The 23916-nt window shown below is 71.3% G+C and carries 23 protein-coding genes; 14 read left to right on the plus strand and 9 right to left on the minus strand.

The window, feature by feature from the left end:
• Positions 1-33: 33 nt before the first annotated feature.
• Entirely contained in the window at positions 34-1026 is a 993-nt protein-coding gene (locus B4V04_RS02615) for a zinc ribbon domain-containing protein (protein ID WP_498228912.1), read from the minus strand.
• A gap of 170 nt (positions 1027-1196) precedes the next feature.
• On the opposite strand from B4V04_RS02615, the gene B4V04_RS02620 reads away from it, so the two are divergent.
• Positions 1197-1922: a metal-dependent hydrolase gene (locus B4V04_RS02620; protein ID WP_498228913.1), complete on the plus strand. Its 726-nt coding sequence runs from the start codon at positions 1197-1199 to the stop codon at positions 1920-1922.
• Positions 1923-2020: 98 nt separating this feature from the next.
• Positions 2021-2419, plus strand: coding sequence for an OsmC family protein (locus B4V04_RS02625; RefSeq protein WP_498228915.1), 399 nt, complete (start codon positions 2021-2023; stop codon positions 2417-2419).
• A 52-nt stretch (positions 2420-2471) separates the two neighbouring features.
• Here the strand turns inward: B4V04_RS02625 and B4V04_RS02630 are convergent, their stop codons facing one another.
• On the minus strand, positions 2472-5060 hold the full coding sequence (locus B4V04_RS02630; protein ID WP_498228917.1) for a PAS domain S-box protein: 2589 nt from the start codon (positions 5058-5060) through the stop codon (positions 2472-2474).
• 50 nt (positions 5061-5110) lie between these two features.
• Positions 5111-5296 carry a hypothetical protein gene (locus B4V04_RS02635; RefSeq protein WP_498228919.1) on the minus strand — a complete coding sequence of 62 codons (186 nt, stop codon included), beginning with the start codon at positions 5294-5296 and terminating at the stop codon, positions 5111-5113.
• Between the two features lie 95 nt (positions 5297-5391).
• Here B4V04_RS02635 and B4V04_RS02640 point away from each other — a divergent pair, with 95 nt between their 5' ends.
• The 5 genes from B4V04_RS02640 (at position 5392) to B4V04_RS02660 (ending at position 8037) form a co-directional block, all read left to right on the plus strand.
• Entirely contained in the window at positions 5392-5787 is a 396-nt protein-coding gene (locus tag B4V04_RS02640; RefSeq protein ID WP_498228920.1) for a hypothetical protein, read from the plus strand.
• 40 nt (positions 5788-5827) lie between these two features.
• Entirely contained in the window at positions 5828-6388 is a 561-nt protein-coding gene (locus B4V04_RS02645) for a thioredoxin family protein (RefSeq protein WP_498228922.1), read from the plus strand.
• A 124-nt stretch (positions 6389-6512) separates the two neighbouring features.
• A complete protein-coding gene (locus B4V04_RS02650; RefSeq protein WP_498229937.1) occupies positions 6513-7205 on the plus strand; it encodes a hypothetical protein in 693 nt (230 codons plus the stop codon).
• A 2-nt stretch (positions 7206-7207) separates the two neighbouring features.
• The gene (locus tag B4V04_RS02655; protein WP_498228924.1) at positions 7208-7621 is read left to right on the plus strand and encodes a JAB/MPN domain protein-containing protein; all 414 of its coding nucleotides are present in this window, start codon (positions 7208-7210) and stop codon (positions 7619-7621) included.
• A gap of 89 nt (positions 7622-7710) precedes the next feature.
• The gene (locus tag B4V04_RS02660) at positions 7711-8037 is read left to right on the plus strand and encodes a DUF5789 family protein (protein WP_498228926.1); all 327 of its coding nucleotides are present in this window, start codon (positions 7711-7713) and stop codon (positions 8035-8037) included.
• A gap of 4 nt (positions 8038-8041) precedes the next feature.
• Here B4V04_RS02660 and B4V04_RS02665 read toward each other — a convergent pair whose 3' ends face one another.
• The 3 genes from B4V04_RS02665 to B4V04_RS02675 all read right to left on the minus strand — a co-directional run bounded on the left by B4V04_RS02665 (position 8042) and on the right by B4V04_RS02675 (position 11235).
• Positions 8042-8347 (minus strand): PRC-barrel domain-containing protein, encoded by a 306-nt coding sequence (locus B4V04_RS02665; RefSeq protein WP_498228928.1) that lies wholly within the window; start codon positions 8345-8347, stop codon positions 8042-8044.
• A gap of 100 nt (positions 8348-8447) precedes the next feature.
• Positions 8448-10682: an LUD domain-containing protein gene (locus B4V04_RS02670; protein ID WP_498228930.1), complete on the minus strand. Its 2235-nt coding sequence runs from the start codon at positions 10680-10682 to the stop codon at positions 8448-8450.
• Positions 10675-11235, minus strand: coding sequence for an LUD domain-containing protein (locus B4V04_RS02675; protein ID WP_498228931.1), 561 nt, complete (start codon positions 11233-11235; stop codon positions 10675-10677). The genes B4V04_RS02670 and B4V04_RS02675 overlap by 8 nt, the downstream gene beginning before the upstream one ends.
• Before the next feature lie 175 nt (positions 11236-11410).
• Between B4V04_RS02675 and B4V04_RS02680 the strand changes: the two genes are divergently transcribed.
• Positions 11411-14482 (plus strand): FAD-binding and (Fe-S)-binding domain-containing protein, encoded by a 3072-nt coding sequence (locus B4V04_RS02680; RefSeq protein WP_498228933.1) that lies wholly within the window; start codon positions 11411-11413, stop codon positions 14480-14482.
• Between the two features lie 23 nt (positions 14483-14505).
• On the opposite strand, the gene B4V04_RS02685 is transcribed toward B4V04_RS02680, so the two are convergent.
• Together B4V04_RS02685 and B4V04_RS02690 are read right to left on the minus strand one after the other, a co-directional pair.
• Positions 14506-15537 carry a DUF5787 family protein gene (locus B4V04_RS02685; protein WP_498228935.1) on the minus strand — a complete coding sequence of 344 codons (1032 nt, stop codon included), beginning with the start codon at positions 15535-15537 and terminating at the stop codon, positions 14506-14508.
• 110 nt (positions 15538-15647) lie between these two features.
• Positions 15648-16094, minus strand: coding sequence for a bis(5'-nucleosyl)-tetraphosphatase (locus B4V04_RS02690; RefSeq protein ID WP_498228936.1), 447 nt, complete (start codon positions 16092-16094; stop codon positions 15648-15650).
• A 162-nt stretch (positions 16095-16256) separates the two neighbouring features.
• Here B4V04_RS02690 and B4V04_RS02695 point away from each other — a divergent pair, with 162 nt between their 5' ends.
• The 5 genes from B4V04_RS02695 (at position 16257) to B4V04_RS02715 (ending at position 21939) form a co-directional block, all read left to right on the plus strand.
• A complete protein-coding gene (locus B4V04_RS02695; RefSeq protein ID WP_498228938.1) occupies positions 16257-16589 on the plus strand; it encodes a 30S ribosomal protein S10 in 333 nt (110 codons plus the stop codon).
• 106 nt (positions 16590-16695) lie between these two features.
• Entirely contained in the window at positions 16696-19794 is a 3099-nt protein-coding gene (locus tag B4V04_RS02700) for a DUF6360 family protein (RefSeq protein WP_498228940.1), read from the plus strand.
• 137 nt (positions 19795-19931) lie between these two features.
• Complete coding sequence (locus B4V04_RS02705; RefSeq protein WP_498228941.1) at positions 19932-21212, plus strand: amidohydrolase; 1281 nt, start codon at positions 19932-19934, stop codon at positions 21210-21212.
• Between the two features lie 117 nt (positions 21213-21329).
• Positions 21330-21608, plus strand: coding sequence for a winged helix-turn-helix domain-containing protein (locus B4V04_RS02710; RefSeq protein WP_498228943.1), 279 nt, complete (start codon positions 21330-21332; stop codon positions 21606-21608).
• A 28-nt stretch (positions 21609-21636) separates the two neighbouring features.
• The gene (locus tag B4V04_RS02715) at positions 21637-21939 is read left to right on the plus strand and encodes a DUF8036 family membrane protein (RefSeq protein ID WP_498228944.1); all 303 of its coding nucleotides are present in this window, start codon (positions 21637-21639) and stop codon (positions 21937-21939) included.
• Positions 21940-21966: 27 nt separating this feature from the next.
• Here B4V04_RS02715 and B4V04_RS02720 read toward each other — a convergent pair whose 3' ends face one another.
• Positions 21967-23337 carry a geranylgeranyl reductase family protein gene (locus tag B4V04_RS02720; RefSeq protein ID WP_498228946.1) on the minus strand — a complete coding sequence of 457 codons (1371 nt, stop codon included), beginning with the start codon at positions 23335-23337 and terminating at the stop codon, positions 21967-21969.
• A 220-nt stretch (positions 23338-23557) separates the two neighbouring features.
• On the opposite strand from B4V04_RS02720, the gene B4V04_RS02725 reads away from it, so the two are divergent.
• On the plus strand, positions 23558-23881 hold the full coding sequence (locus B4V04_RS02725; RefSeq protein WP_498228948.1) for a hypothetical protein: 324 nt from the start codon (positions 23558-23560) through the stop codon (positions 23879-23881).
• Positions 23882-23916: the final 35 nt, after the last annotated feature.

Raw genomic sequence — 23916 nt, forward strand, 5'->3', positions numbered from 1 at the left:
CTTAAAAAGGGTTGCCGGACGGCGCCGGCCGCGTCACTCCCCTTCGCGGCCCGCCGACTCCGAGAGCTCGGTGGGCGGCTCCCGGTCGCCGGAGCCGGTGTCGGGTGCACCGAGGCCGGGTCCGACCGCATCGAGGTCGGGCCCCTCCCCGGCGGATCCGCCGAACAGCTCCTCGCGGGCGCAGTCCGCGCAGTAGTGGTTGTGACGGACCGCGTGTGTACGGACCGGCACGCCCGCCACGATCGTCTCGTCGCGCCGTCGGCTGACGACTCCGCGCTCGAAGGGCTCGCCGCAGACGACGCACGGGTCGTCGACGGACTCCGGCGGGCGGACCACCCGGTGGTCGACCGTCTTCAGTCGGCCGAACGCGGTGATCCGGTGGCGACGCTGCAGGCGCTCTTGGGCCGGCGGCGCCGCGCCCGCTCCGAGGAGGGCGAACGCCAGACCGACGATCGCGGCGGGCGGGGAGGCGGTCTCGAAGGCGAGGAAGCCGATCCAGCCGCCGACGGCCAGCAGCAGCCCGCTCAGGAGGTACGCGGAGACCGTTTCGAGCCGCCGCCCGCGCTCGGAGCGCGACGGGGCGCGGACCCGCGTCGAATCGCCCCGAACCAGCCGGCACCGCTCGGCCAGCTTCGAGTAGTGCCACCAGCCGTACAGCAGGTTCCCGACGCCGCCCGTGAACAGCAGAAGGAGGACGTGGACGCCCACCGAGCCGATCTCCCTGTCGACGACGGTGACGCGGTCGCCGTCGTCGCGCTCGATCTCCCACCCGGCGTCGAGGTGGTCCCGGACGCGGCGACGGAACGCCCGCTCGCTCTCGCCGTCGGCGTCGGGGCGTGACGCGCCGCAGTTCGAGCAGAACCGGTCGTCCGGTTCGAACCGGTCGCCGCAGTCCGGGCAGTGCGCGGATCGGCCGCCGACGTCGGTGCCGCAGTCCGGACAGAAGCTCGCGTCGGACGGGAGCGACGCGTCGCACGACGGACAGACCGACGGCGGGTCGGCGGGACCGCTGGTCGTGGAGGGCATCTCTCTCCCGTAGACGCCCGGGACGGTTAATCGCTTTCGCCGCCGTCTCGCTCGCCCGGGCCGCGTCGCGTCTCGGCGCCGGTGACCCGCCGTCGCGTCGCCGCGACCGCAGGCCCGTCTTCCGCGGCGTCGGCTTTTATTACTGTTCGCCGAGAGGATCCGGACGAACCATGGAACTCACCTGGCACGGTCACTCGACGTGGCACGTCGTCGTCGACGACACGGAGCTCCTGATCGATCCGTACTTCGACAACCCGAAGACCGACGTCGACCCGGAGGAGCTCGACCCCGACTACCTCCTCTTGACTCACGGGCACACGGACCACATCGCCGACGCCGACCGCTTCGAGGGCGCGACCGTGGTCGCCACCCCGGAGCTCACCGGCTACGTCCAGGACACGTTCGGCCACGAGCACACGCTCCCGGCCGGCGGGATGAACATCGGGGGCACCGTCGAGTGCGGCGACGCGTGGGTGACGATGGTCCGCGCGGACCACTCGAACGGGATCGACACCGGGTACGGCACCTCCGGCGGGATGCCGACCGGCTTCGTCATCGGGGACAAGAAGCCGACCCAGGAGTCCGACCCCGACTGCACGACGTTCTACCACGCGGGCGACACCGCGCTGATGTCCGAGATGGTCGACGTGATCGCCCCGTACCTCGAGCCGGACGCCGCCGCGCTCCCCGCCGGGGACCACTTCACGATGGGGCCAGCGGGCGCCGGCATCGCCGCCGACTGGGTCGGCGCCGACGTGGTGTTCCCGATGCATTACGACTCGTTCCCGCCGATCGAGATCGACACGCGGGAGTTCGTCAACGAGGTGAAGGCCGCGGGCGCCGCCGCCGAACCGGTCGTCCTCGAGGGCGACGAGACGTACACGCTGGAGTCGTAGCCGGTCCGTCTGCCGCGTTCCGCTTTTTCGTGCGTCCCTCCGGCACGGGCACGACTGATGGCAACCTTTAGGCCGCGGCGAACCGTCTGTCGACGCGTATGTCGGACATCCAGACGTCCACCGTCTCCGAGGAAGGGTACGCCTGCACGAGCCAGGTCGGCGACTTCGACCTGCAGATCGACGCGACCGACGAGACGGGACCGAACCCGAACGCCGCGCTCGTCGCGACGTACGCCTCCTGTTACCTCCCCGCATTCCGCGTGGGCGGGAGCCAGCGCGGCGAGGAGGACCTCGGGAAGATCCAGATCGACGCGAGCGCCGATCTCGACGACGACGACGACTTGGCGGCCATCGCCTTCGACGTCCACGTCGAGGCCGACCTCGACGACGAGACCGCCTCCGAGATCGCCGAGCGCGCCGAGGGGATCTGTCACGTGCACAGCGCGCTGCGCGAGGAGCTCCACGCCGACATCAGCGTCTACCCCGGCGCGTTCTGAGGAACCGCCGACCGCGACCCGTTTTCCGTTCTCGCCGCATCCGTAGGAGCGCCTACGGCGAGCCGACCTCGTCGGCGCCGTCGACGAGATCGACCCCGCGGAACTCGAAGCGCGCCCCGCCCGACTCGCTCTCGGTCAGCGCGACCGTCCAGCCGTGGGCCTCGGCGATGCGCTCGACGATCGCGAGCCCGAACCCGGTACCGGTCTCGGAGGTCGTGCGCCCGCTCTCGAACACCTCCTCGCGGCGCTCCTCGGGGATCCCCGGCCCGTCGTCGGCGACGTAGAAGCCGCCGTCGAGGTCCCCGACGACGACCCGTCCCCCGCCGTGTTCGGCCGCGTTCCGAAGGAGGTTCTCGAGGAGTCGCTTCAGGCGGTCGCGGTCCGCGAGCACCGCTCCCGTGACCTCGAAGGAGACGTCGAGAGCGTTCGCGTGGTCCCCGTCACCGCCGGACGCGGCGTCCCCGAGCGGCTCGGACTCGTCCGCGTCGTACCGGTCCGCCAGCTCGTCGACGGCGACCGGCTCGACCGGCCCCACGGCGTCGCCCTGTCTGGCGAGCGCGAGGACGTCGTCGATCAGTCGCTCCATCTCGTCGAGCGCCCGGTCACAGCCATCGAAGTAGGACTCCTCGCCCGTCTCCCGGGCGAGCCGGAGGTAGCCGGAGAGCACGTTGAGGGGGTTCCGGAGGTCGTGCGAGACGATCGAGGCGAACTCGTCGAGCCGCTCGTTCTCGCGCTCGATCCGTTCCTCGTACGCCTTCCGCTCCGAGACGTCGCGGCTGCTGGCCAGGAACCGATCCTCGCCGTGGACGTCGATCCGGCGCACGTGGACCTCGGCGGGGAACGTCGTCCCGTCGGTCCGCGCGAACGTCGTCTCCAAGCGAATGGTCTCGTCCATCTCGATATCCTCCCACATCTCCACGGCGTCGTCCGGGTCCATCTCCCGGTCGACGTCCCACACCTTCATCCCGGCCAGCTCGTCGCGGTCGTAACCGAGCTCCGTCGTCATCGCTCGGTTCACGTCGAGGATCTCCCCCGTTTCGTCGTGGATGTCGATCATGTCGGGGGAGCCGTCGTAGAGCGCCTCCAGCCGCGCCGAGGTGCGTTCGAGGCGGCGCTGGCGGCGCCGCTGCTCGGTCACGTCCCGCGAGATCCCCAAGACGCCGTCGAACTCGCCGTCGATGACGAGGCGGCGAAGGCCGAAGTCGACGATGGTCTCCGACCGCCCCGGGAAGTCGATCTCGACCGTCCCCGCGAGCGTCGCGCGGTCCCCCGCGACGAGCGCCGCGAACGGGTCGTCGTCTCGGGTCTCGCGGATCCGGTCGATCAGTCCGCTCCGCCGACCGACCAGCTCCTCGCGGGACGTCTCGTACACGTCGGCGAGGCGGTCGTTGACGAGCTCGAAGCGGGCGTCCGCGTCGTAGACGGCGACGGAGTCGGGGAGCTCGTCGACCAGCCGCCGGTACCGGTCGAGGTCGCGCTCGCGCTCCTTCTCCGCCGTCACGTCGATGTGGATCCCTACGGCACGCACCGGCTCGCCGTCTTCGTCGCGCTCGACGACGCGGCCCCGGTCCCGGATCCACCGCCACTCGCCGGACTTCGACCGCATCCGGTGGTCGCACTGGTAGTGCTCGGTCTCGCCGGCGAAGTGCGCCTCCAGCGCCGACCACGCCCCGTCGATGTCGTCCGGGTGGACGCGGTCCTCCCACTCCGACAGCTCGAAGGCGATCTCGGAGCGGTCGTAGCCCAGCATCGCGGCCCACCGCTCGTCGAACCGGACCTCGTCGGTGCGGAGGTCCCAGTCCCAGACGCCGACGTCGGCCCCCTCGACCGCGAGCTGAAGCCGCTCGGAGAGCTCACGGAGCTCGCGCTCGCGCTCCTTCTCCTCGGTCACGTCGCGGAAGTAGACGGAGAGCCCCGTCGCCGAGGGATAGACGCTGATAGCGAGGTCGGCGCCGAGCGCGTCGAAGCGGTACTCGAACTCGCGGGGCTCGCCCTCCGCCATCGCCGTCCGGAGCTCCTCCTCGAGCACGGTCCCGCGGACGTCGGGGAACCGCTCCCAGATCGGGTCGCCGAGGAGGCCGGCGGCGTCGCGCTCGAGCATCTCGCTGGCCCGCTCGTTGAGGTACGTGAGCCGCCACTCCCCGTCGATCCCGCAGAACGCGTCCGTCATCCGGTCGAGGTGTTCCGCGAGCCGCCGGTCGGTCCGCGCCTCAGACACGGCGGCCGCGACCCGCGACGCGAGCGTCGCGTAGGGGTCGTCGGCGCCGTCCTTCGGGAGGTACGCGTCGACGCCCGCGTCGACCGCCTCGCTCGCCACCCGCTCGGATCCCCGACCGGTGAACAGCACGAACGGGAGGTCGCCGCAGCGCTCTCGAACGGTTCTGAGGAGCTCGATCCCGTCGGCACCGGGCATCTCGTAGTCGCTGACGACGCAGTCGAACGTCCCCGACTCGATCGCGCCCAGCGCCTCGGTCGGATCGGTCTCGGGCGTCACGTCGAAGCGTTCGTCGCGCGCCTCGACGAGCGACGCCGCGGTGTCCGCGAACCCCGGCTCGTCGTCGACGAGGAGGACGCGGATCGGGAGCGGCGAGGCCCCCGCGGCCGCGACCGACGTCGATCCGTCCGCGTCCCCACCTGTCATTCGTAAGTATACACTTTATCCGACATGTTAACCGTTCCGTCTTCGGTCCGTCACGCTCCCGCGTACTCGGCGACCGCGCTCGACGCGACGTAGCCGATGGCGGCGACGACGAGCCCCGCGACGAGCGCGAGCGCGAACTCCCGACCCACCGCGTACGCCAGCAGGAACCCGACCATGCCGGCGCCGTTCGCGCACAACAGGCGGAGCGTTCGGTAGTTCGGCTCGCGGGTGGACATACCCCTCCTACGCGGGGTCGGGGCAAAAGCCCTGAGTCGGCGGCAGTCCGCGGTCGGCCCGGAGGTTTAAGCGAGGTTACGCGGCCAGCGCACCCGTGCGACCGACCGAGCGACGACCGCGGGAACCGCCGAGGGCGCGCCGCCGCGACCCCGACCCGGAGGTATCGGAAGCCCGTCCGAAACGCGGCGGAGGCGGAGCGCCGGCGCGTTCGGAACGACGCGCCGGACCGAGCGCGACCGGCCCGCGGCCCGTCGCGGGCGGGACCGTCGGCGTCGTCTCCGCGCTCGGCGCGGCGGTGACGGTCCTCGCCGCGGTCGCCCGGCTGGTCGGGGCGATCGCTCCGGCCGCCGGGACGGATCCGCTCCGGCCCGGCGCGGTCGCGCTCCCGAACTGGACGCCGGTCGCCGCCGCCGCGGTCGCGTTCGCGGCCTGTTGGCTGGCCGCGATCGGCGCGGCGCACGCGCTCGCGACGGCGTTCGGGCGACGGTGACCGCGGAACGGTTTTACCTCCGCTACCGGTAACGCCGCGCATGGTGACGAAGGAGTCCGACTCCGCGCTCGACCGGGGCGATGCGGCCCCCGACTTCGAACTGCCCGGCGTCGACGGCGAGACGCACGCGCTCGACGACTTCGACGCCGACGCGCTGCTCGTCGTCTTCACCTGCAACCACTGCCCGTACGCGCGGGCGAAGTTCGACCTACTCAACGGGCTGGCGGCCGAGTACGACGACCTGACGGTCGTCGGGATCAACCCAAACGACGCCGACGAGTACCCGGAGGACTCGTTCGCGGCGATGCGCGAGCGCGTCGCCGAGGGGACGATCGCCTACGACGCGTACCTCCGCGACGAGGCGGGCGCGGTCGCCGAGGCGTACGGCGCGGTCTGCACGCCCGACCCGTTCCTGTTCGGCCGCGAGGACGGCGCGTGGCGTCTCCGGTATCACGGTCGGCTCGATGACGCGCTCAATCCCGACGACGAGCCGACCGAGTTCTACGTCCGGGAGGCCGTGGAGTCGGTGCTCGCGGGCGAGCGGGTCGAGGTGCCCGACCGGCCCTCCCGCGGCTGTTCGATCAAGTGGCCGGAGTCGTAGGGGCCCTCGGAGCCCGCGGCGCCACGAGAGCGACCGCGGCGTCGACCGCGCCGGGAGCGCGTCCGAGTGCATCGCCGCCGGAGAGGGGTTGAAAGGGATCCGGGCCGAATAGATTCGCATGGGAATGAAAGGCGACGGCGAGGCGGAGCTCCACGAGATCGACCGGTTCGACGGCGGCGTCGGCTGGATCGCGTACCCCGAGGAGGCGATGGAGCGCGCGAGCCACGCGGTCGCGGTGCCGAACGAGGAGAGCGAGGCGGACGACGTCTGGGTGTTCGACCCGGTCGACGCCCCCGAGCTCGACGACCTGCTCGCGGAGCTCGGCGAGGTGGCCGGCGTCGTCGTCGGCCTGGACCGTCACAAGCGCGACAGCGCCGCGATCGCGACCCGCCACGGCGTCTCGGTCTGGGTCCCCGAGTGGATGACGGGCGTCGCGAGCGAGCTCGACGCGCCGGTCGAGCGGTTCGGCGATCGGCTCGCGGACACCGGTTTCGAGGCGTTCCGGATCCGCGACTCCTCGCTGCCGCCGTGGCAGGAGGCCGGATTCTTCGACGGCGAGACGCTGATCGTCCCCGAGTCGCTCGGCACCTCGTCGTACTTCCGCGGGGACCGCGAGCGGATCGGCGTCCACCCGATGCTCCGGCTGACGCCGCCGACGGCGGCGCTGTCGGGCCGCGACCCGGATCGCGTGCTGGTCGGGCACGGCGTCGGCGTGCTCGACGGCGCGGCGATCGCCGTCGAGGACGCGCTCTCGAACTCGCGGGGAAAGGCACCGGGGCTCTACGCGAAGACGCTCCGGTCGGCGATCGGGATCTGAGCGTGATCCACGTCACCCGCGACCTGTTGACGGTGCTCCTCGAACGCGCCGACGAGCGCGATCCGGTCGAGACGAACCTCCGACTGTCGGCCACGCGCGCCGGCGACTTCGAGACCGACACCGGTCTCGACCCGGAGACGCCCGTGTTGACGCATTTCACGCCGGACGTCGGCGGGTCGGTGAACGCGGTGTTCGGCGTCGACCTCGGCACCCCGGCGGGTCACGGCGGAGCGCGCTTCCTCTCGCACCCGGACGGGTTCCTCGGCGTGTCGAAGACCGACGACCTCGCCGCGGTCGTGCTCGTCGCCGTCCCCCCGTACGACGACGAGAGCGTCGCCGCGTTCGACCGCTCGGGCGACGGGCTGGAGCTCGCCGTGGTGGACGCGGCCCCGCCCGAGGAGTCGATCCCGGAGTGAGTCGTCCGGGAGCGGCTTCCGGAGCGCGTCGACGAACGGGTCCGGCGCGAGCATGGGTTTAAAAAGGACCGAGCGAGTACCCACCGTCGATGGCAGCACGCCCACCCGGCGGCGGCGGTTCCTCCGAGCCCGACGCGATCGAGTTCGGCATCGCCGTGCTCGACGAACGGGTCGAGGAGGCCGGCGTCTCGTTTCCCGCGACCGGCGAGGAGATCGTCGACGCGCTCGACGACGGCGCGATCCCGTACGACGCCAAGGGACGGACGATCCGCCTCTCCGAGGCGCTCAACGAGGTGCCACAGACGCAGTTCGAGAACGAGACCGAGTTCCTCGACGCCCTCTACCCGGTGTTCGACCGCAAGCGTCGGGAGGGCGGCGGCTTCCTCACCAGCCTCCGCGACGCGCTCCCCTTTTAATCGGTCACGCGGACTGACCGATCTCGACTTCCTCGTCCTCCTCGCTGCCGGTGTCGAGGCGTTCGATGACGTCGTTGATCAGCACGACGTCGCCGACGGCGCGGACCCACCGGTACGGGACGATGACGCCCGTGTTCCCGTCGACGCGCCCGGCGAACAGCTCGTGATTGAGCTCCGCGAGCGCGAGCCCGGTCACCGACTGCGCGTCCAGATCGAGGCGCACGTCCTCGATCTCCCCGACGAAGACGCCGTTGTTCGAGTACACCTCACGACCGACGAGCGACGTGATCTCCTGTGGAGCCGCGTTCATATGAGATACGGTCACGAGCGCGCCTATTAAGCGTTCGTTGTCGAACGACGCCCGTCAGACGCGGATCGGGTGTTCGCGAGGTCGCCCTCCCCCTCACGCCTCACTCCCGCGGCGCGACCAGCTCGACGGGGTGCATCGGCGCGTCGCCGAGAAGCGCGTCGATCTGCTCGGTGCAGGAGGTGCCGGCGGCGACGACGGTGCGGTCGGTGTCGCCGAACTGCTCCCGTATCGGCTCGCCGACGTCCATGCTCAGCTCGTAGTAGTCGTGCTTGTAGCCGAACGAGCCGGCCATCCCGCAGCACTCGGTGTCGGAGACGCGCACGTCGTAGCCGAGCGCCTCCATCACGGCGGTCGCGTGCTCGCCCACGCCGATCGTCCGAGCCTGGCAGTGCGGGTGGTAGGCGACGCGCTTCCCGGCGGCCACCGGGCCGGTCCCCTCGGCCGGCGCTCGCAGCTCGCTCGGGTCCCCGCCGTTCTCCAGCAGCCCGAAGACGTACTCCATCACGTCGTAGCTGGCCGCGGCGAGCCGCTCGTGGGAGGCCTCCGGGAGGAGCTTCTCGTACTCGCTCCGGAACATCGCGAGGTCGCTGGGTTCGATCACGACCACGTCGCGGCCGGCGTCGACGTGGGTCGCGAGGCCGGCGTAAACGTCCTCGGCCGCCGACTCCGCCGTCGCGATCATCCCCTGCGAGAGCGGCGGGCGGCCGCTCCCCGGGAGGTCCGGGACTCGCACGTGGACGCCGAGCGCCTCCAGCGCGCGGACGGCGGCCTTCCCGCGATCGACGTCGACGTAGTTCGTCGCCGTGTCGGGGTAGAGCACGGCCTCGCGCTCGGCCTCGTCGGCGGACACCCGGGAGCCGCCGCGGGCCTCGAACCAGTCCACGAGCGGCTCGCCAGCGAACTCGGGGAGGTCGCGACGGCGGTCGATCCCGGCGACCCGCTCGGCGAGGGCGCGGACCGGGCCCGCGTCCGAGAGTCGGTTCGCTATCGGCGCGGTCCGGCTCCCCCACTTCGCCAGCGTCTCGTAGTTGCCGACGATGCGGGTGCCGAGGTCGAGCCCGGCGGGCTCCTCGTCGGGGACCAGCTCCTCGAACATCCAGTCCGTCTGGCCGGGGTCGGCCTCGCCGCGGTTGATCCGGTCGCGGACGACGGTGTTGATCCACGGGATGTCGATGCCGACCGGACACGCCGGGACGCACCGCGAGCAGCCGGTACAGAGGTCGTTGAACTCGGCCGCGGTGTCGAGCCCCTCGATGCCGGCCTCCCAGCCGGTCGCGATGCCGCCGGAGTACGTCTCGCCGCCGAACGCGTGGCCGCCGACGCTCTGGAAGTTGCCGCAGGCGTTCGAGCAGGCGGAACACCGGATGCAGTACAGCGTCTCCTTCAGCTGCTCGTCCTCGCGCATCTCCATCCGGCCGTTGTCGATGAGCACGAGGTGGAAGTCGCGGTCGTCGCCCGAGCCGTCGGCGAGGGGCTCGTCGTCGTCCTCGAAGTCGGGTACCGGCGAGCCGACGGGCGGGGTCAGCGTGGAGATGTAGGAGGTCACGTCCTGTCCCGTCCCGGAGCGCCCGATGAGCTCGACGAAGGGGGAGAAGTCCTCGACGGTCGGGACGAGCTTCTCGACGCCCGCAACCGCGACGTGGGTGTCCGTCGCGGTCACCGTCTTCCGGGCGTTGCCCTCGCTGGTGACGAGCAGCATGGTGCCGGAGTCGGCCGCGACGAAGTTCGCCCCCGTCATCCCCACGTCGGCGCCCTCGATCAGCTCCCCGAGCCGCTCTCGCGCGAACATCGTGAGCTCCTCGGCGGTCTCCGGCGGGTCGTCGGGGTCGAACCGCTCCGCGAACAGCTCCGCGATCCCCTCGCGGGACTTGTGGATCGCCGGCGCGACGATGTGCGAGGGCGCCTCGTCCGCGAGCTGGAGCACCCATTCGCCGAGGTCCGTCTCGACCACCTCCACGCCCTCGGCCTCCAGCGCCTCGTTCACCTCGATCTCCTCGCTGGTCATCGACTTCGACTTCACGAGGCGGTCGGCGTCGCGCTCCTCGGCGGTCAGCTCGGTGATGTACCGGTTCGCGTCGGCCGCGTCGTCCGCGACGTAAACGGTGCCGCCGTTGGCCTCGACCGACGCTTTCACCTCGTCGATCAGCTCCGGAAGCCGCGCGATCGCGTCCTCCTTGATCCCGCGGGCCTCCGCCTTCAGCTCCTCGTAGTCGTCGAGCCGGCCCGTCGACTCGTACCGCCCCTGATTGAACCCGCGCGTGTTCTCGGCGACCGCGTCGCCCTCGGTCGCCATCAGCTCGCGGAGGCGGTCTCCCTTCGTCGCGTCGCTACTCATCGGCGGTCACCTCGGGATCGGGGGACTCTCCGTCCTCCCCGCCGCCGTCCCCGTCGCCCTCCCGCAACAGCACCACGTGTACCTCTTTCGGGCCGTGCGCCCCGTGGACGAGCCCGCCCATGTCGGCGGTCGCGCTCGGCCCGGTCGCGAACACCACGTCGGTCGACTCGTCGCGCGCCCTCGGGCCGAGCCACTCGAACGCGTCGGGCATGTCCGGGACGAGGTCGGCCTCGCGGAGGACGACGACGTGGCGGTCGACGAAGAGGCTCACCGGCTCCGTGCCGGCGCCGTCGGCCTCGATCGCGACGCTCCCGTACGCGGCGACGCCGAGTTCCGCGTCCGTGACGCCGGTGTGGGCCGCGCGAAGCTCGGCCGTGGTCGGGTCCGTCTCGACGCGGTCCGGAAGGGCACCGGCGTCGAGCGCGACGCCGACCGCCGGGTCGCCGGCGGCCTCGTCGATCAGTTCCGCACACGCGCTCTCGGGGCCCTCGGAGACGGTGACGCCGAGGGAGTCGAGGCGACGCTTGAACGTCGAGCGGTCGGCGACTGACATACGTCACCATTCAAGGGGACATATATGGGTGTTGTGCCGGCTCCCGCGCGTCGGCGACGCCGGCCCTCGCTCCGTCTCCCTCCGCGGTCGGCGGTCGCGCTCTCGACCGCGCTCGGACTCCCGCGCGCTCCGCGGGGTCAGGGGATTTTTCATAGTTCGACCGTGACGGTATCTCATGGCAACTAACACGCCGGGCCCGGACCCGCGGGACGGGGGGGACTTCGACTACACCGGGGGCGACACCGAGCGGCCGGAGCTCGTGGCCGCGCTCGAGCGCCGAGTCGACGGCGACGTGCGGTTCGACGACTACTCGAAGCGGCTGTACGCGACCGACGCCTCGGCGTACGAGGTGACGCCCATCGGCGTCGTGATGCCGGAGTCGACAGCGGACGTGGCCGCGGTCCAGGAGTACTGCTTCGAGGAGGGAATCCCCGTGCTGCCGCGCGGCGGCGGCACGTCGCTCGCCGGGCAGACGGTGAACGAGGCGGTCGTCCTCGACCTCACCGACTCGATGGACGAGATTCTCTCGACCGACCCGGACGCGGCGACGTCCCGGGTACAGGCCGGGGCGTACGTCGGCGACCTCAACGCCGCGGTCGAGCCGCACGGGCTGAAGTTCGCCCCCGACCCGGCGTGGCGCGACAAGTCCGCGGTCGGCGGCGCCATCGGCAACAACTCCACCGGCTCGCACTCGCTGAAGTACGGGAAGACGGACCACTACGTCGAGGAGGCCGAGGTCGTGCTCGCGGACGGGACGGTGACCGCGTTCGGCGAGGTCGCCGTCGACGAGCTCCGGGAGTCGGCCGACCCCGACGCCGACGAGTTGCTCCCGCGGATCCACGCCGAGATCGTCCGGATCCTCGACGAGGAGGCCGACGAGATCGACGAGCGCTACCCGGAGATGAAGCGGAACGTCTCCGGCTACAACCTCGACCGGCTGCTCGCCGAGCACCGCGGCGAGTACGGCGAGGAAGGGGTGGTGAACCTCGCCCGCCTCATGGCCGGCAGCGAGGGGACGCTCGCGACGGTCACCGAGGCGACCGTCTCGCTCGTCGAGATCCCGCACACGAAGGCGGTCGCGCTCTTAACGTACGACGACCTCCTCGACGCGATGGAGGACGTGGCGCCAATCTTAGAGCACGACCCCGCCGCCGTCGAGGTGATGGACGACGTCCTCCTCGGGCTCGCCGCCGACACGCCGGAGTTCGCCGACGTCGTCGGCATGTTACCCGAGGGGACGAACTCCGTGCTCCTCGTCGAGTTCTACGCCGAGGGCGACGCGGACGGGCGACAGAAGGTCGCGGACCTCGTCGCCGACCGAGTGGGCGCGACCGACGACCGGCCCCGCCCCGAGACGGAGGCTGACCCGAGCGAGGGCGCCGCCGACGTGACGAGCCAGCCGCGACGCGCGGTCCACGCGATGGAGGCGCACGACGCCGAGCAGCGCGACCGGTTCTGGAAGATGCGCAAGTCGGGCCTCCCGATCCTCCTGTCGCGGACCACCGACGAGAAGCACATCTCCTTCATCGAGGACTGCGCGATCCCGCCGGAGCACCTCCCGGAGTACACCCGCGAGTTCCAGGAGATCCTCGAGGACAACGGCACGTTCGCGACGTTCTACGCGCACGCCGGCCCCGGCGTGCTCCACATCCGGCCGCTGATCAACACGAAGGAGGTCGACGACGTCGAGGCGATGGTCGACATCGCCGACCGCGTCACCGACGCCGTGGTCCGGCTCGGCGGGTCCGTCTCCGGCGAGCACGGGGACGGACACGCCCGGACCCAGTGGAATCGGAAGCTGTACGGCGACGAACTCTGGGAGTCGTTCCGCGAGCTCAAGACCGCCTTCGACCCGGACTGGCTGCTCAACCCCGGGAACGTCTGCGGCGACCACGACATGAGCGAGCACCTCCGGTTCGACTCGGAGTACGAGTACGACGCCGGCTTCGACCCCGCGATGGAGTGGGCGATCGACAACGGGATGCGGGGGATGGTCGAGCTCTGTCACGGCTGCGGCGGCTGCCGGGGGCCACAGGAGACGACCGGCGGCGTGATGTGTCCGACCTACCGCGCCTCGGAGGAGGAGATCCAGGCGACCCGCGGCCGGGCGAACATGCTCCGCGGCGCCATCTCGGGGGAGCTGCCCGACGACCCCACCGACGACGAGTTCGTCACGGAGGTGATGGACCTCTGCGTCGGCTGTAAGGGGTGTAAGGTGGACTGCCCGAGCGGCGTCGACATGGCGAAGCTGAAGGCCGAGGTCGAGCACGCCCATCACGAGGAGCACGGGGTCGACCTCCGGACCCGGCTGCTCGGGAACTTCGAGCGGCTGGCGCCGCTCGGTTCGAAGCTCGCGCCGCTCTCGAACCTCCCGGGGAAGCTCCCCGGCGCCGGCCTCGTCATGGAGAAGGCGCTCGGGATCGCGAGCGAGCGCGACCTCCCGACCTTCCGCTCGGAGAGCCTGACCGACTGGTTCGAGGCCCGCGGCGGCGCCGGCGTCCCCCGCGCCGAGGCCGACCGCGAGGTCCTCCTGTTCCCCGACGTGTACACCACCTACACGAACCCCGGCGCGGGGAAGGCCGCGGTCCGGGTGTTGGAGGCCGCGAACTGCCACGTCGAGATCCCCGACGTCGACGGGAGCGGCCGCCCGCCGCACTCGAAGGGGATGCTCGACGAGTCCCGGAAGGCCGCGGCCGACGCCGTCGAGACGCTCGCGCCGCAGGTCCGCGAGGGCCGCGACGTGGTCGTCGTCGAGCCGACCGACGCCGTGATGCTCCAGAGCGACTACCACGACCTGCTCGACGGCGACGCCAGCGACGTGCCCGACGACGACGTCGCGGCGGTCTCCGGGAACACCTACGGGATCATGGAGTACGTCGACGCCCACCGGCTCGACGAGGCGCTCGCCCTCGACGCCCCCACCGAGTCGCTCACCTACCACGGTCACTGCCACCAGAAGGCGACGAAGAAGGACCACCACGCGGTCGGCGTGCTCCGCCGCGCCGGCTACGGCGTCGACCCGCTCGACTCCTCCTGCTGCGGGATGGCGGGCTCGTTCGGCTACGAGGCCGAGCACTACTCGATGAGCAAGGCGATCGGGCGGATCCTCTTCGACCAGGTCGAGGAGAGCGACGGCGACGCGGTCGTCGCCCCGGGCGCCTCCTGCCGGACGCAGCTGAAGGACCGCGACGGCGACGCGTCCGAGCCGCCGCACCCGGTGGAGAAGCTCGCTGCCGCGCTGGCGTAAGCGGTCGGTCGCGCGGGGAACCGTCAGCCGTCGCGACCCGACTCGATCCCGTCGCGCTCCCGGTCCCGCCGCCGCTCCAACACCCGTTTGAACCCCTTTCCGGGACCGCCCTCGATCGGCCACCCCTTCGTCCGCCACTGCGGCGGTTCGGGCGCGAAAGACGGGCAGGAGCCGGAACACTCCCGCGCGGTGGGGACCTTCCCCTTGGCCGCGCAGTACGGGACGAGCGCGCGCCCCTCGCGACGCAGTTCGAAGTGACGACAGTCCGGCCGCATCGTGTCGTGGAACGAGCGCCACCCCTTGCCGTAGGCGCGCTCGGCGATCTCCAGCCGGAGGGTCTCCGTTTCGGGGTCGCGCGACTCGGCGCGCCCGGCCGGGTCGTCGCCGCCGGGAGACCCGCCGGGCGAGAGGTCGCTCGGGTGCCACGCCACGCTCGCCGCGTCGGCGCGGACGCCCTCGGAGAAGTCGGTCGCGAGGATACCGGCCTCGACCGGCATCTCGCGGAGGAGCGCGGGCTCGACGCGCTCGCCCGTCGTCTCGGTCGCGAGCCACGCCTCGTCTGCGAGGCCGGTGTCGACGTCGTGGGAGAGCTGCTCGGCGAGCCGGTCGGCCGCGGAGCGGTCGAGGTCCGGCTTGTTCTCGATCGCGACGACCCGCTCGACCCAGTCCGGGTACGGTCGCACTCGGCGGAGCTGGATCCGGTTGTTCCGCCGGCGCTTCTCGATCAGGTCCCGGCCCGCGGCGCGGTGGACCGCCTGCCGGACGTAGCGCCACGGGTAGCCGGGGTGCGGGAGCGCGTCGCGGTACCACGACCAGTCCGCGGGCGCGTGCCGGACGACGTGGAGGAGGTCGGAGTCGATAGTCCGCTCGCCGAAGGCTCGCCGAGCCGCGAACGCCGCGGGATCGATCTCGATCACGACCGTGTCCCAGCGACGCTCCTGCGTGCCGAGCTGGCGGGCGACGAGCGCGGTGCGCGGGCCGTCGCTCGGGTGCCACGCCAGCTCGGCGTACCGGCAGACGAGGAGCTCGTAGCCGAACTCGGCGTCCGGAGTCACGGCTGCGATAGCGCGGGGGCGCTTAAAAACGAACCGCCGGCGGCGACGGGCGTCGATCGCCCGCGCGGTCGCTCAGAGGCGGGATCGACTCCCCGGAGCGGGGCGACCGCTCAGACGTAGTCGCCGCTCTCCTCGTCCTTCCGCTTGTCGAGGTAGTCGTGGGCGTCCTCGAGGATATCGCGGGGCCCGTTCTGGGTGATCGTGTTGAGCGCCTGGTCGTAGTCGCGCCACTGCAGGTCGCGGTGCTCGTTCGAGATCTCGGCGCTCGCCTCGAACGAGCGCGCGATGAACAGGTGCACCGTCTTGTGGATGGTGTCGCCGTTCGCCTCGAACACGTAGTCGTACTCCTTTCGGAAGCCGTCGATGAGCCGGAAATCCTCGATTCCGGCCTCCTCCGACACTTCCCTGATCGCCGTCTGCTGGAGCTCCTCGTCCCCCTCGACCCCGCCTTTGGGGAACTCCCAGTCCCCCGGTCGGCTCTTCAGGAGCAGGTACTCCCGTTCGCCGCGGGTGTCGCGGAAGAGGATGGCTCCGGCACTGGTCGCTTCGACCGTCATTGTCGTCAGGTAAGCGAGCACCCTTAAAGAGCGTGTCGGACTTCGGAACGGCGCGGCGGGCGGTAGGACCGCCGATCGGGCGGAACCGCCGCCGATCGCGCGGGCCTCGCGGGTAGATGCGTTTTTACCCCTCGGCCGACGATGGGCGGACGACCCCCAGCCATGACCTTCGTCACGAAACTCTCCTTCGCCTCCGGCGACCGCGACGTGCTCGCCGAGACGGTCCAGGAGCTCAAGTCGACGCTCGAACGAAAGGGAGCGGAGTGTAAGGGCCCGCACGCCACGCCCGCCGAGACCGTCCGCGTCCCCCTGTACAAGCGGCTCCGCGCTGGCGACGAGTTCTCGCCGTGGAGCTACTCGGTGTACAAGCGCTCGATGGAGATCCACGGCGCCGACGACATCGCCCGCGAGGTCGTCGGCCGCGACTTCCCCGACTCGATCCACGTCGAGGTCGAGGTCGACCAGAAGAAGCCGCTCGGCCACCGCCGGGACTGACTTTTCGCGGCGTCGACCGATCTGAAACGGGAGGGCCGTTCGCGACGCGACGTCTCTCGACATAACTGTAGATATCTATATATACGCATCTGGCATATTACTGTCAATGATACTTTCTCGGAATTATGAATATCTCTGGTTCGTTTCGGTGGTAGCCGCGCTCGTCGGGGTCGTCGCTGTGGGGCTCTGGCGACATCCGATCGGCTGGGCGCTCCTCTCGGGCGGCGTGACCGTGCTGACCGTCGCCGCGCTCGCGGACGCGTGGCGGTTGACGCGCTCCCGCGCCGCCCGCCCCGTCGGCGGCGCAGCGGCGATCCTGTTCGGAACCGCCGCGCTCGTCGTCGCGCTTCTGTTGGCTGGCGAGGTCGTCGTCGACCTCCCGACGTCGGTTCGCGTCGTCTCGCTGACGGCCGGCGTACAGGCGTTCTTCGTCGCGATCGACGTTCGTATCTCGGGAGCCTCCCGTAGCGAACGGGTCGCCGTCCCGTTCAGCGGCCACCTCGCGGTGTTGCTCGGGTCGGCGCTGGTGTTGGAGTCCGGACTTTTCGCTCCGCGGGCGGCGCTGCTGGCGTACGCCAGCGGTTTCGGTGCGCTGGCGATACACGTGTTCTGGATGCGCCAACGGGCGCTCGGCGTGGCCCCGCCGCGGCCACACAGCCATCCGCGCTACTGGGAGACCGCGCTACTCACGGCGATCGGCGGCGGCGCGCTCGCGGCGGTGGTCGTCGCGTTTACCGCGGAACCCGACCCGATAGTGTCCGCGCCGTGGGCGACGCGTCCGGCGGCGGTCGTCGCCGGCATCGGGCTCGTGGTTGGGCTCACGGCGCAGGCGCCCGCGCCCCGCCTCCCCGAACTGCCGGCGGCGCTGATCGGCGTGAGCGCGACCGCGATCCAACACGCGTTCGCAACGGTCGTGGCGTTTAACACGTTGGTCCTCGCGCTGCTTCTGGCCGACCTCCGAACGTTTCTGCCGCTTCTCGGCGGGTACCTCGCGCTGCTGACCGTCGGCGTCGCCTTCGAGTACGTGATGGTCCTCAAGGCCCGACAGCGGCTCCGTCGCGACCGGACCGACCCGGATCCGCTCGGCCCGGACGCCCCCGTGACCGTCGTGGTGTCCGCGGCCAACGAGGGGTCGGTGTTGCCCGAGAGCCTCTCGCATAATCTGGAGGCCCTCCCAGGGCTCCGGTTTCTGCTGTTGCCGGCGGCGAAGTCGTCAGACGACACCGCGGCGGTCGCCCGCGAGTTCCGGGAGATGTACCCCGATCGTGTCCGAGTGATGGAGGGCGTCACGGGCTCGAAGGCGGGCGACCTCAACGCCGCGTGGGAGCTCGTCGAGACGCCGTTCGCCCTGCTGCTCGACGCGGACGAGACCGTCGACGCCGACTTCGTCTCCCGGGGGCTGGCGCGGCTGGAGGCGAACCCGGAGGTCGGCGTGGTTCAGGGTCGGAAGGCGGCGAGATACCCGGAACAGAGCGCGCTGTCGCGATTCGTCAGCGCGGACCGGCAACACAGCACGTGGATCGAACACGCCTTCATGGACGAGGTGTTCGGCGCCGCCCACTTCGCCGGATCGGCCGCGATCTTCAGGCGCGAGGTGCCGCCGGCGGTCGGCGGCTGGTCGCCGTACCGACTCACGGAGGACATCGACCTGACGCTCCGACTGCTCGTCGAGACCGACTGGCGGGTGGCCTACGATCCGGAGATGATCGCACACGAGTTCAACCCGACCACGGTCTCCGCGCTGATCCGCCAGCGCGTTCGCTGGGCGCGGGGGTGGGCGCAGGTGACAGCGAAACACGGCGGCAGCGTGGTGCGGTCGTGGCGTTCGCTCGGGATCAAGCGCACGGTCGGCATCTGCTGGCTGCTGTTCGCCTCGGTCAGCGCGCCCTTCTACACGGTGTTTCCGGCACTGTTGCTCCTGTCGCTCGTCGGCGTCGCGGGGCCGATACCGGGCGCGGTGGCGATCGGGCTGGCGTTGCTGCTGTTACCCGCACGCGGGATCTCCATCGGCTACGCGACGACGCGGGACCCCGACGTCGAACTCCCCGGAGGGATCGGCCGGCGGGTGCGGATGCTCGGTCACGCGTATCTCTGGATCCCGGTCGGCTGGGTGATCCAGATACACGCGCTGTACCTCCAACTCGCCGGCGCTCCGGGAATCTGGCACGTGACACCGAAGCGGGGGGATAGCACGGCGATACGGCGACCGGCGGTGCGCGGAGTCCGGCCGGCGGCGGGCGCGACCACCTTGCGAGAGGGCGTGCCGGACGAGGAGCCGTGGGACCGCGCCCGCTTCGAGGTGTACACCGACCGGGCGGGCGAGGCGCGCTTCCGGCTCCGACACGAGAACGGTAACATCCTCGCGGACGGCGGGGAGGGATACGCCTCCCGGCGGGGCGTTCGCCGGGCGATAACCGCGCTCCGAGAGCTGGTCGGCCCCGCGGCGTACCTCCGGTGTGACCCGGCCGGTTTCGAGGTGTACCGCGACGAGGGAGGCGCCTGGCGGTGGCGGCTGGTGGGGCCGAACGGTCGTGCGCTCGCCGAGTCGCCGACGGGGTACTCTGCCCGTTCGGGGGCGGCGAAAGGTGCCGAGCGCGCGCGGGACGGCCTCGCAGACGACGAAACGGAACCGGAGGTGACGTGGGACGGGGAGGAGTCGTACCGGTGGCGGCTCCGCGCGGGAAACGGTCGCCCCGTCGCGCGGAGCGCTCGGTCGTTCGGCGGGGAGCGAGCGGCCCGCGACTCGCTCGACCGCGCTCGGGAGTACGCCCCGGACGCCGACCTCCTCGACATCGGCCGCGCGGCGTTCGAGCTGTACGCGGACCGAGCCGGGAAACACCGGTTCCGGCTTCGACACCGCAACGGCAACATCCTGCTCGATTCCGGCCAGGGGTACGCGACGCGGCGTGGAGTCCGCGACGCCGTCGAGCGGATCCGACGCTACGCCCCGATCGCTCCCGTCGAACTGCTCGACGGACGGGGACCGGAATCGAGCGACGAGGACGCACCGGGGACCGGACGCGGACGGGAGAGCGACGCGGACGACGCCGACCGCGTCGCACTGCAGTTCGAACTGGACGGCGTCGACCTCGACCGACTCCCGCTCCACGCCGACCGTGTCGACCTCACGCCGGAACAGGCCCGCGGGGTCGCGGGCGAACTGGTCCGCGAGGCCGACCGGATCGAGGGGGAGGGCGACGACTGAGGGTCTGAAGGAGACGGCAGAGAGTCCGAGAGAGACGGCTTGGGGCCCGGGGACGACGGCTGAGGGCCAGAGGGTACGGAGGAACCCTCCGCTTCCGCCACGCTATCATTTAAGCCCGCCCGAGGCCACCGACGCCTATGAGCGCGCTCGAATCCGACGCCTACCGAGAGTTCCGCCGCGACCTCCACCGCCACCCCGAGCCCGCGTGGCGCGAGTTCTACACCACCGCCCGGATCGTCGAGGAGCTCCGGAAGCGCGACCTCACCGCCCTCCACGTCGGCCGCGACGCCCTCGCGACCGACGACCGGCTGAACGTCCCCGACGACGCGGAGCTCGCCGAGTGGGAGCGGCGCGCCCGCGACGCCGGCGCCGACCCCGACGTCGTCGACGAGCTCTCCGGGGGGTACACCGGCTGCGTCGCCGTCGTCGAGCGCGGCGACGGTCCCGTGATCGGGCTCCGCGTCGACATCGACGCGCTGCCGATCCGCGAGTCCGAGGACGCCGACCACGTCCCCGTCGCCGAGGGGTTCCGCTCGGAGCGCGAGGGGTTCATGCACGCGTGCGGCCACGACGCCCACGCGACGATGGGGCTCGGGACCCTCGACGCCGTGCTCGACTCCGACTTCGCGGGCACGCTGAAGGTGTTCTTCCAGCCGGGTGAGGAGCAGGTGGCGGGCGGGAAGCCGATGGCCGAGTCCGGCCACCTCGACGACGTGGACTACCTGTACGCGGTCCACGTCGGCCTCGATCACCCCTCCGGCGAGGTCGTCTGCGGGGTCGACGGGTTCCTCGCGGTCCGGCACATCCTGGCGGAGTTCACGGGCGAGCCGTCCCACGCCGGCGCGCGGCCCGAGCAGGGGCGCAACGCGGTGCAGGCGATGGCGGCGGCGGTCCAGAACCTCTACGCGATCCCGCGCCACGCCGACGGCCCGACCCGGGTGAACGCCGGGCTCGTCGGCGGCGGGACGGCGACGAACATTGTCCCCGAGGAGTCGTTCATCGAGGGCGAACTCCGGGGCGCGACGACGGAGCTGGCCGCGTACATGTCCGACCACGCCGACCGCATCCTGGAGTCGGCCGCCGCGATGCACGACTGCGAGGTCGACGTGGCGACGAAGGGGGAGGCGCCGAGCGCGACCAGCGACGACGCCCTCGCCGGGATCGTCGGCGCGGTCGCGGACGAGACCGCGGGCGTCACGAACGTCGTCGACAGCGACGACCTCGGCGGCTCCGAGGACGCCACGTACCTGATGCGGCGGGTCCAGGAGAACGGCGGGCTCGCGTGCTACGTCGGCGTCGGCACCGACCACCCGGGCGGCCACCACACGAGCACCTTCGACGTCGTCGAGGGCGACATCGCTGTCGGCGTCGACGTGCTGAGCGGGGCGATCCTGCGGGTGGCCGAGACGCGTCCGTGAGGGGGGTCCACCGGTCGAGATCCGGTCGTCCGAGATCCCCGCCGTGAGGCGCCCGCGGGAGGTGCGAGCGCTTCCCCCGGCGGTAGGTTTAGGCGCCGCGAACCCCTCTTTTCGGGCATGGAGGCCGCCCTCTGGTACGTGCTCACCGGCACCCGCGGCGGCCCGAACAGGGTCCGGATCCTCCGGGCGATCGACGATCGCCCGCGGAACGCGAACCAGCTGGCCGAGCACCTCGACCTGGACTACACGACGGTGCGCCACCACTTGGACGTGCTCCGCGACCACGGCGTCGTCGAGCGCACCGGAGAAGGCTACGGCACGGTGTACTACCCGACGGACGGGACGCGGCGCCACTGGGACCTCGTCGAGGAGATCGCCGAGGGGCTGGCGCTATGACCGCGACGGCGCCCGCGGGGTGTGAGCGATGGAGTGGATAGTCGTCGCGCGGGTCAGCGTCGCCGCGAACGTCGCGATGCTGTCCGCGCTCACGTGGGTGTGGGCCCGGAACTACCTCGCCTTCCGGACGAAGCACTCGATCGGTCTCGCGGCGTTCGGCGCCGTGCTCTTGGCGCAGAACGCGCTCTCGCTGTACTTCTACCTGTACCACCCCGTGCTGGCCGGCTGGTTCGCGACCGACATGACCCCGTTGGCGTGGCAGGCGAACGTCGTCGTCCACGTGTTCCAGACGGTCGCGCTCGGGTTCCTGCTGTGGGTGACGTGGGACTGACGCCGTCCGAAAACGTCGAAACCGTCCTCAGTACTTCGCGTCGGCGCCCGTCGTCTCGTAGATGCGGTCCATGATCGCGTCGCGCTCGCCGGTCCAGTTCGCCATCGCGGCCGGGCTGGTCGGGTACGACTCGTAGTGCGCGAGCAGCTCGTCGGCGAGCGACTTCGTCTGGTAGAAGTTCCGGATCGTCCCCCAGTAGCCGAAGCTCTTGACCGCCGCCTTCAGCTTCAGCCCGAACGACATCGACGTCGACCCCTCGTACAGCGCCTCCGCGAGCTTCTCGCCGGGGAGCGCGGCGAGCAGCCCCATCAGGTCGTCCACGTCGACCGCGGTCGAGAGCACGTTGTACACGTCGAGCCCGGCGTAGCGCCCGCCGAAGTGGTCCATCACGCGGGTGTTGTACCGCCAGAGGTTCTCCTCGCTGACGTCGCCGTCGGAGACCGCCTTCACCGCCTGCTCGCCGGCGTACTTCCCCGCGTACGCCGCCCCGGCGATGCCCCCGCCGGTCGTCGGGTTGACGTGGCCCGCGGCGTCGCCGACCGCCATGTACCCCGGCGCGACCGCCGAGTCGTACGGGCGGCGGGTGGGGAGCGCGGCGCCGAGCTTGTCCGTGACCGTCGCGCCCTCGAACTCGGGGCGGTTCCGCAGGTCGCGTTTCAGCGCCTCGACGAGCTGCATCGGCTCCTCGTTCATCTGGAAGCCGAGCCCGGCGTTGATCTCGGTGCTCGTCCGCGGGAAGTACCAGAGGTAGCCGGCGGCGCGGTCGGTCGCCTTGAAGACGAGGGCGTCGTCCCACTCGACCGGCTCCGGGACCTCGACGATCTCCCGGTACGCCGAGCAGAACTGCGAGTAGCGCACGTTGGTGTCGAACGTCGTCCCCTCGAAGTCCGCCTTGTCCTGCAGCAGCGAGAGCGCCCCGGCCCCGTCGATGACGAGGTCGGCCTCGTAGGTGACCGGGTCGCCCTTCCGCTTCGCGCGCAGGCCCGTGACCCGCCCGTTGCCGGTCTGGATCACGTCGTTGATGACGGTGTCGTAGTGGAAGTCGACGCCGGCGTCCCCCGCGCCCGCGATGATCCGGCGGCCGTACTCCCAGCGGTCGATGACCGCGAGCTCCCCCGGGACGGGGATCTCGAGGACCGTGTCCTCCTGCGGGATCTCGAACCGGCCGTGGTCGACGCCGGTGTTCGTGAACGCCGGCTCGAGCCGCTCCTTCGGGATGGCCTCCGGGAAGGCGTCGGCGCCCTTCAGCGCGTCGCCGCAGGCGATGTGACCGGCCTCCGTCTCGTCTTTCCGCTCGACGATGACGACGTCGAGCCCCTCGTTCGCGATCGTCGCGGCGGCGTAACAGCCGGCGGTCCCGGCGCCGGCCACGACGACGTCGTACTCGTCGATGCTCATGACACGTGGGTCGTTCCCCCGGTGGCAAAACTCTTTGTTCCCGATTCGGTCCCCTGTCGACCGACACGAGGAGAGGGGACCGCCCGACTGCGACGGCTCACCGTCGCCCGCCGCCGATGTGTCTACGATCGCCGGCGGCGACGGATCGACGACCGCTGGCGGCGGTCACCCCCACCGTCCGGGCGCCGTTTTTAACGGGGTCGCGGCCGTGCGTGCGGCCATGGCCGGACTCGACCACGTCGACGCGGACCGGCTCCGGGAGTGGCTCTCGGAGGTCCGCGGGGCGGAGACGACCGCCGCGCTGATGCTCGCCGTCGCGTACGACAAGGTGATCGGCGCGGGCGAACTCGCCTCGTGGTACGGTCGGTCGACCGAGTCCGTCGAGGAGACGATCGCGGCGCTCGACTCGCCCGATTACGTCGCCGAGATCGCCCGCCTCGAAGGGGTCGACCTCGACGCGGTCGACGTCCCGGTCGCCGAGCTCGCGGAGCGACCCGTCCGCGAGGCGGCGGGCGTGCTCCGCGACCACACTAGAAAAGACTGAGCCGCGGATCGCCTCCCCCTCCTCCGGGCGCCGTC

The sequence above is a fragment of the Halorubrum sp. B52 genome, from assembly GCF_059752555.1.

Coding starts and splice junctions, on each gene's coding strand:
- B4V04_RS02615 (WP_498228912.1), bottom strand. CDS start 1,026: ATGCCCTCCACGACCAGCGGTCCCGCCGACCCGCCGTCGGTCTGTCCG.
- B4V04_RS02620 (WP_498228913.1), top strand. CDS start 1,197: ATGGAACTCACCTGGCACGGTCACTCGACGTGGCACGTCGTCGTCGAC.
- B4V04_RS02625 (WP_498228915.1), top strand. CDS start 2,021: ATGTCGGACATCCAGACGTCCACCGTCTCCGAGGAAGGGTACGCCTGC.
- B4V04_RS02630 (WP_498228917.1), bottom strand. CDS start 5,060: ATGACAGGTGGGGACGCGGACGGATCGACGTCGGTCGCGGCCGCGGGG.
- B4V04_RS02635 (WP_498228919.1), bottom strand. CDS start 5,296: ATGTCCACCCGCGAGCCGAACTACCGAACGCTCCGCCTGTTGTGCGCG.
- B4V04_RS02645 (WP_498228922.1), top strand. CDS start 5,828: ATGGTGACGAAGGAGTCCGACTCCGCGCTCGACCGGGGCGATGCGGCC.
- B4V04_RS02650 (WP_498229937.1), top strand. CDS start 6,513: ATGAAAGGCGACGGCGAGGCGGAGCTCCACGAGATCGACCGGTTCGAC.
- B4V04_RS02660 (WP_498228926.1), top strand. CDS start 7,711: ATGGCAGCACGCCCACCCGGCGGCGGCGGTTCCTCCGAGCCCGACGCG.
- B4V04_RS02665 (WP_498228928.1), bottom strand. CDS start 8,347: ATGAACGCGGCTCCACAGGAGATCACGTCGCTCGTCGGTCGTGAGGTG.
- B4V04_RS02670 (WP_498228930.1), bottom strand. CDS start 10,682: ATGAGTAGCGACGCGACGAAGGGAGACCGCCTCCGCGAGCTGATGGCG.
- B4V04_RS02675 (WP_498228931.1), bottom strand. CDS start 11,235: ATGTCAGTCGCCGACCGCTCGACGTTCAAGCGTCGCCTCGACTCCCTC.
- B4V04_RS02680 (WP_498228933.1), top strand. CDS start 11,411: ATGGCAACTAACACGCCGGGCCCGGACCCGCGGGACGGGGGGGACTTC.
- B4V04_RS02690 (WP_498228936.1), bottom strand. CDS start 16,094: ATGACGGTCGAAGCGACCAGTGCCGGAGCCATCCTCTTCCGCGACACC.
- B4V04_RS02695 (WP_498228938.1), top strand. CDS start 16,257: ATGACCTTCGTCACGAAACTCTCCTTCGCCTCCGGCGACCGCGACGTG.
- B4V04_RS02700 (WP_498228940.1), top strand. CDS start 16,696: ATGATACTTTCTCGGAATTATGAATATCTCTGGTTCGTTTCGGTGGTA.
- B4V04_RS02705 (WP_498228941.1), top strand. CDS start 19,932: ATGAGCGCGCTCGAATCCGACGCCTACCGAGAGTTCCGCCGCGACCTC.
- B4V04_RS02710 (WP_498228943.1), top strand. CDS start 21,330: ATGGAGGCCGCCCTCTGGTACGTGCTCACCGGCACCCGCGGCGGCCCG.
- B4V04_RS02715 (WP_498228944.1), top strand. CDS start 21,637: ATGGAGTGGATAGTCGTCGCGCGGGTCAGCGTCGCCGCGAACGTCGCG.
- B4V04_RS02720 (WP_498228946.1), bottom strand. CDS start 23,337: ATGAGCATCGACGAGTACGACGTCGTCGTGGCCGGCGCCGGGACCGCC.
- B4V04_RS02725 (WP_498228948.1), top strand. CDS start 23,558: ATGGCCGGACTCGACCACGTCGACGCGGACCGGCTCCGGGAGTGGCTC.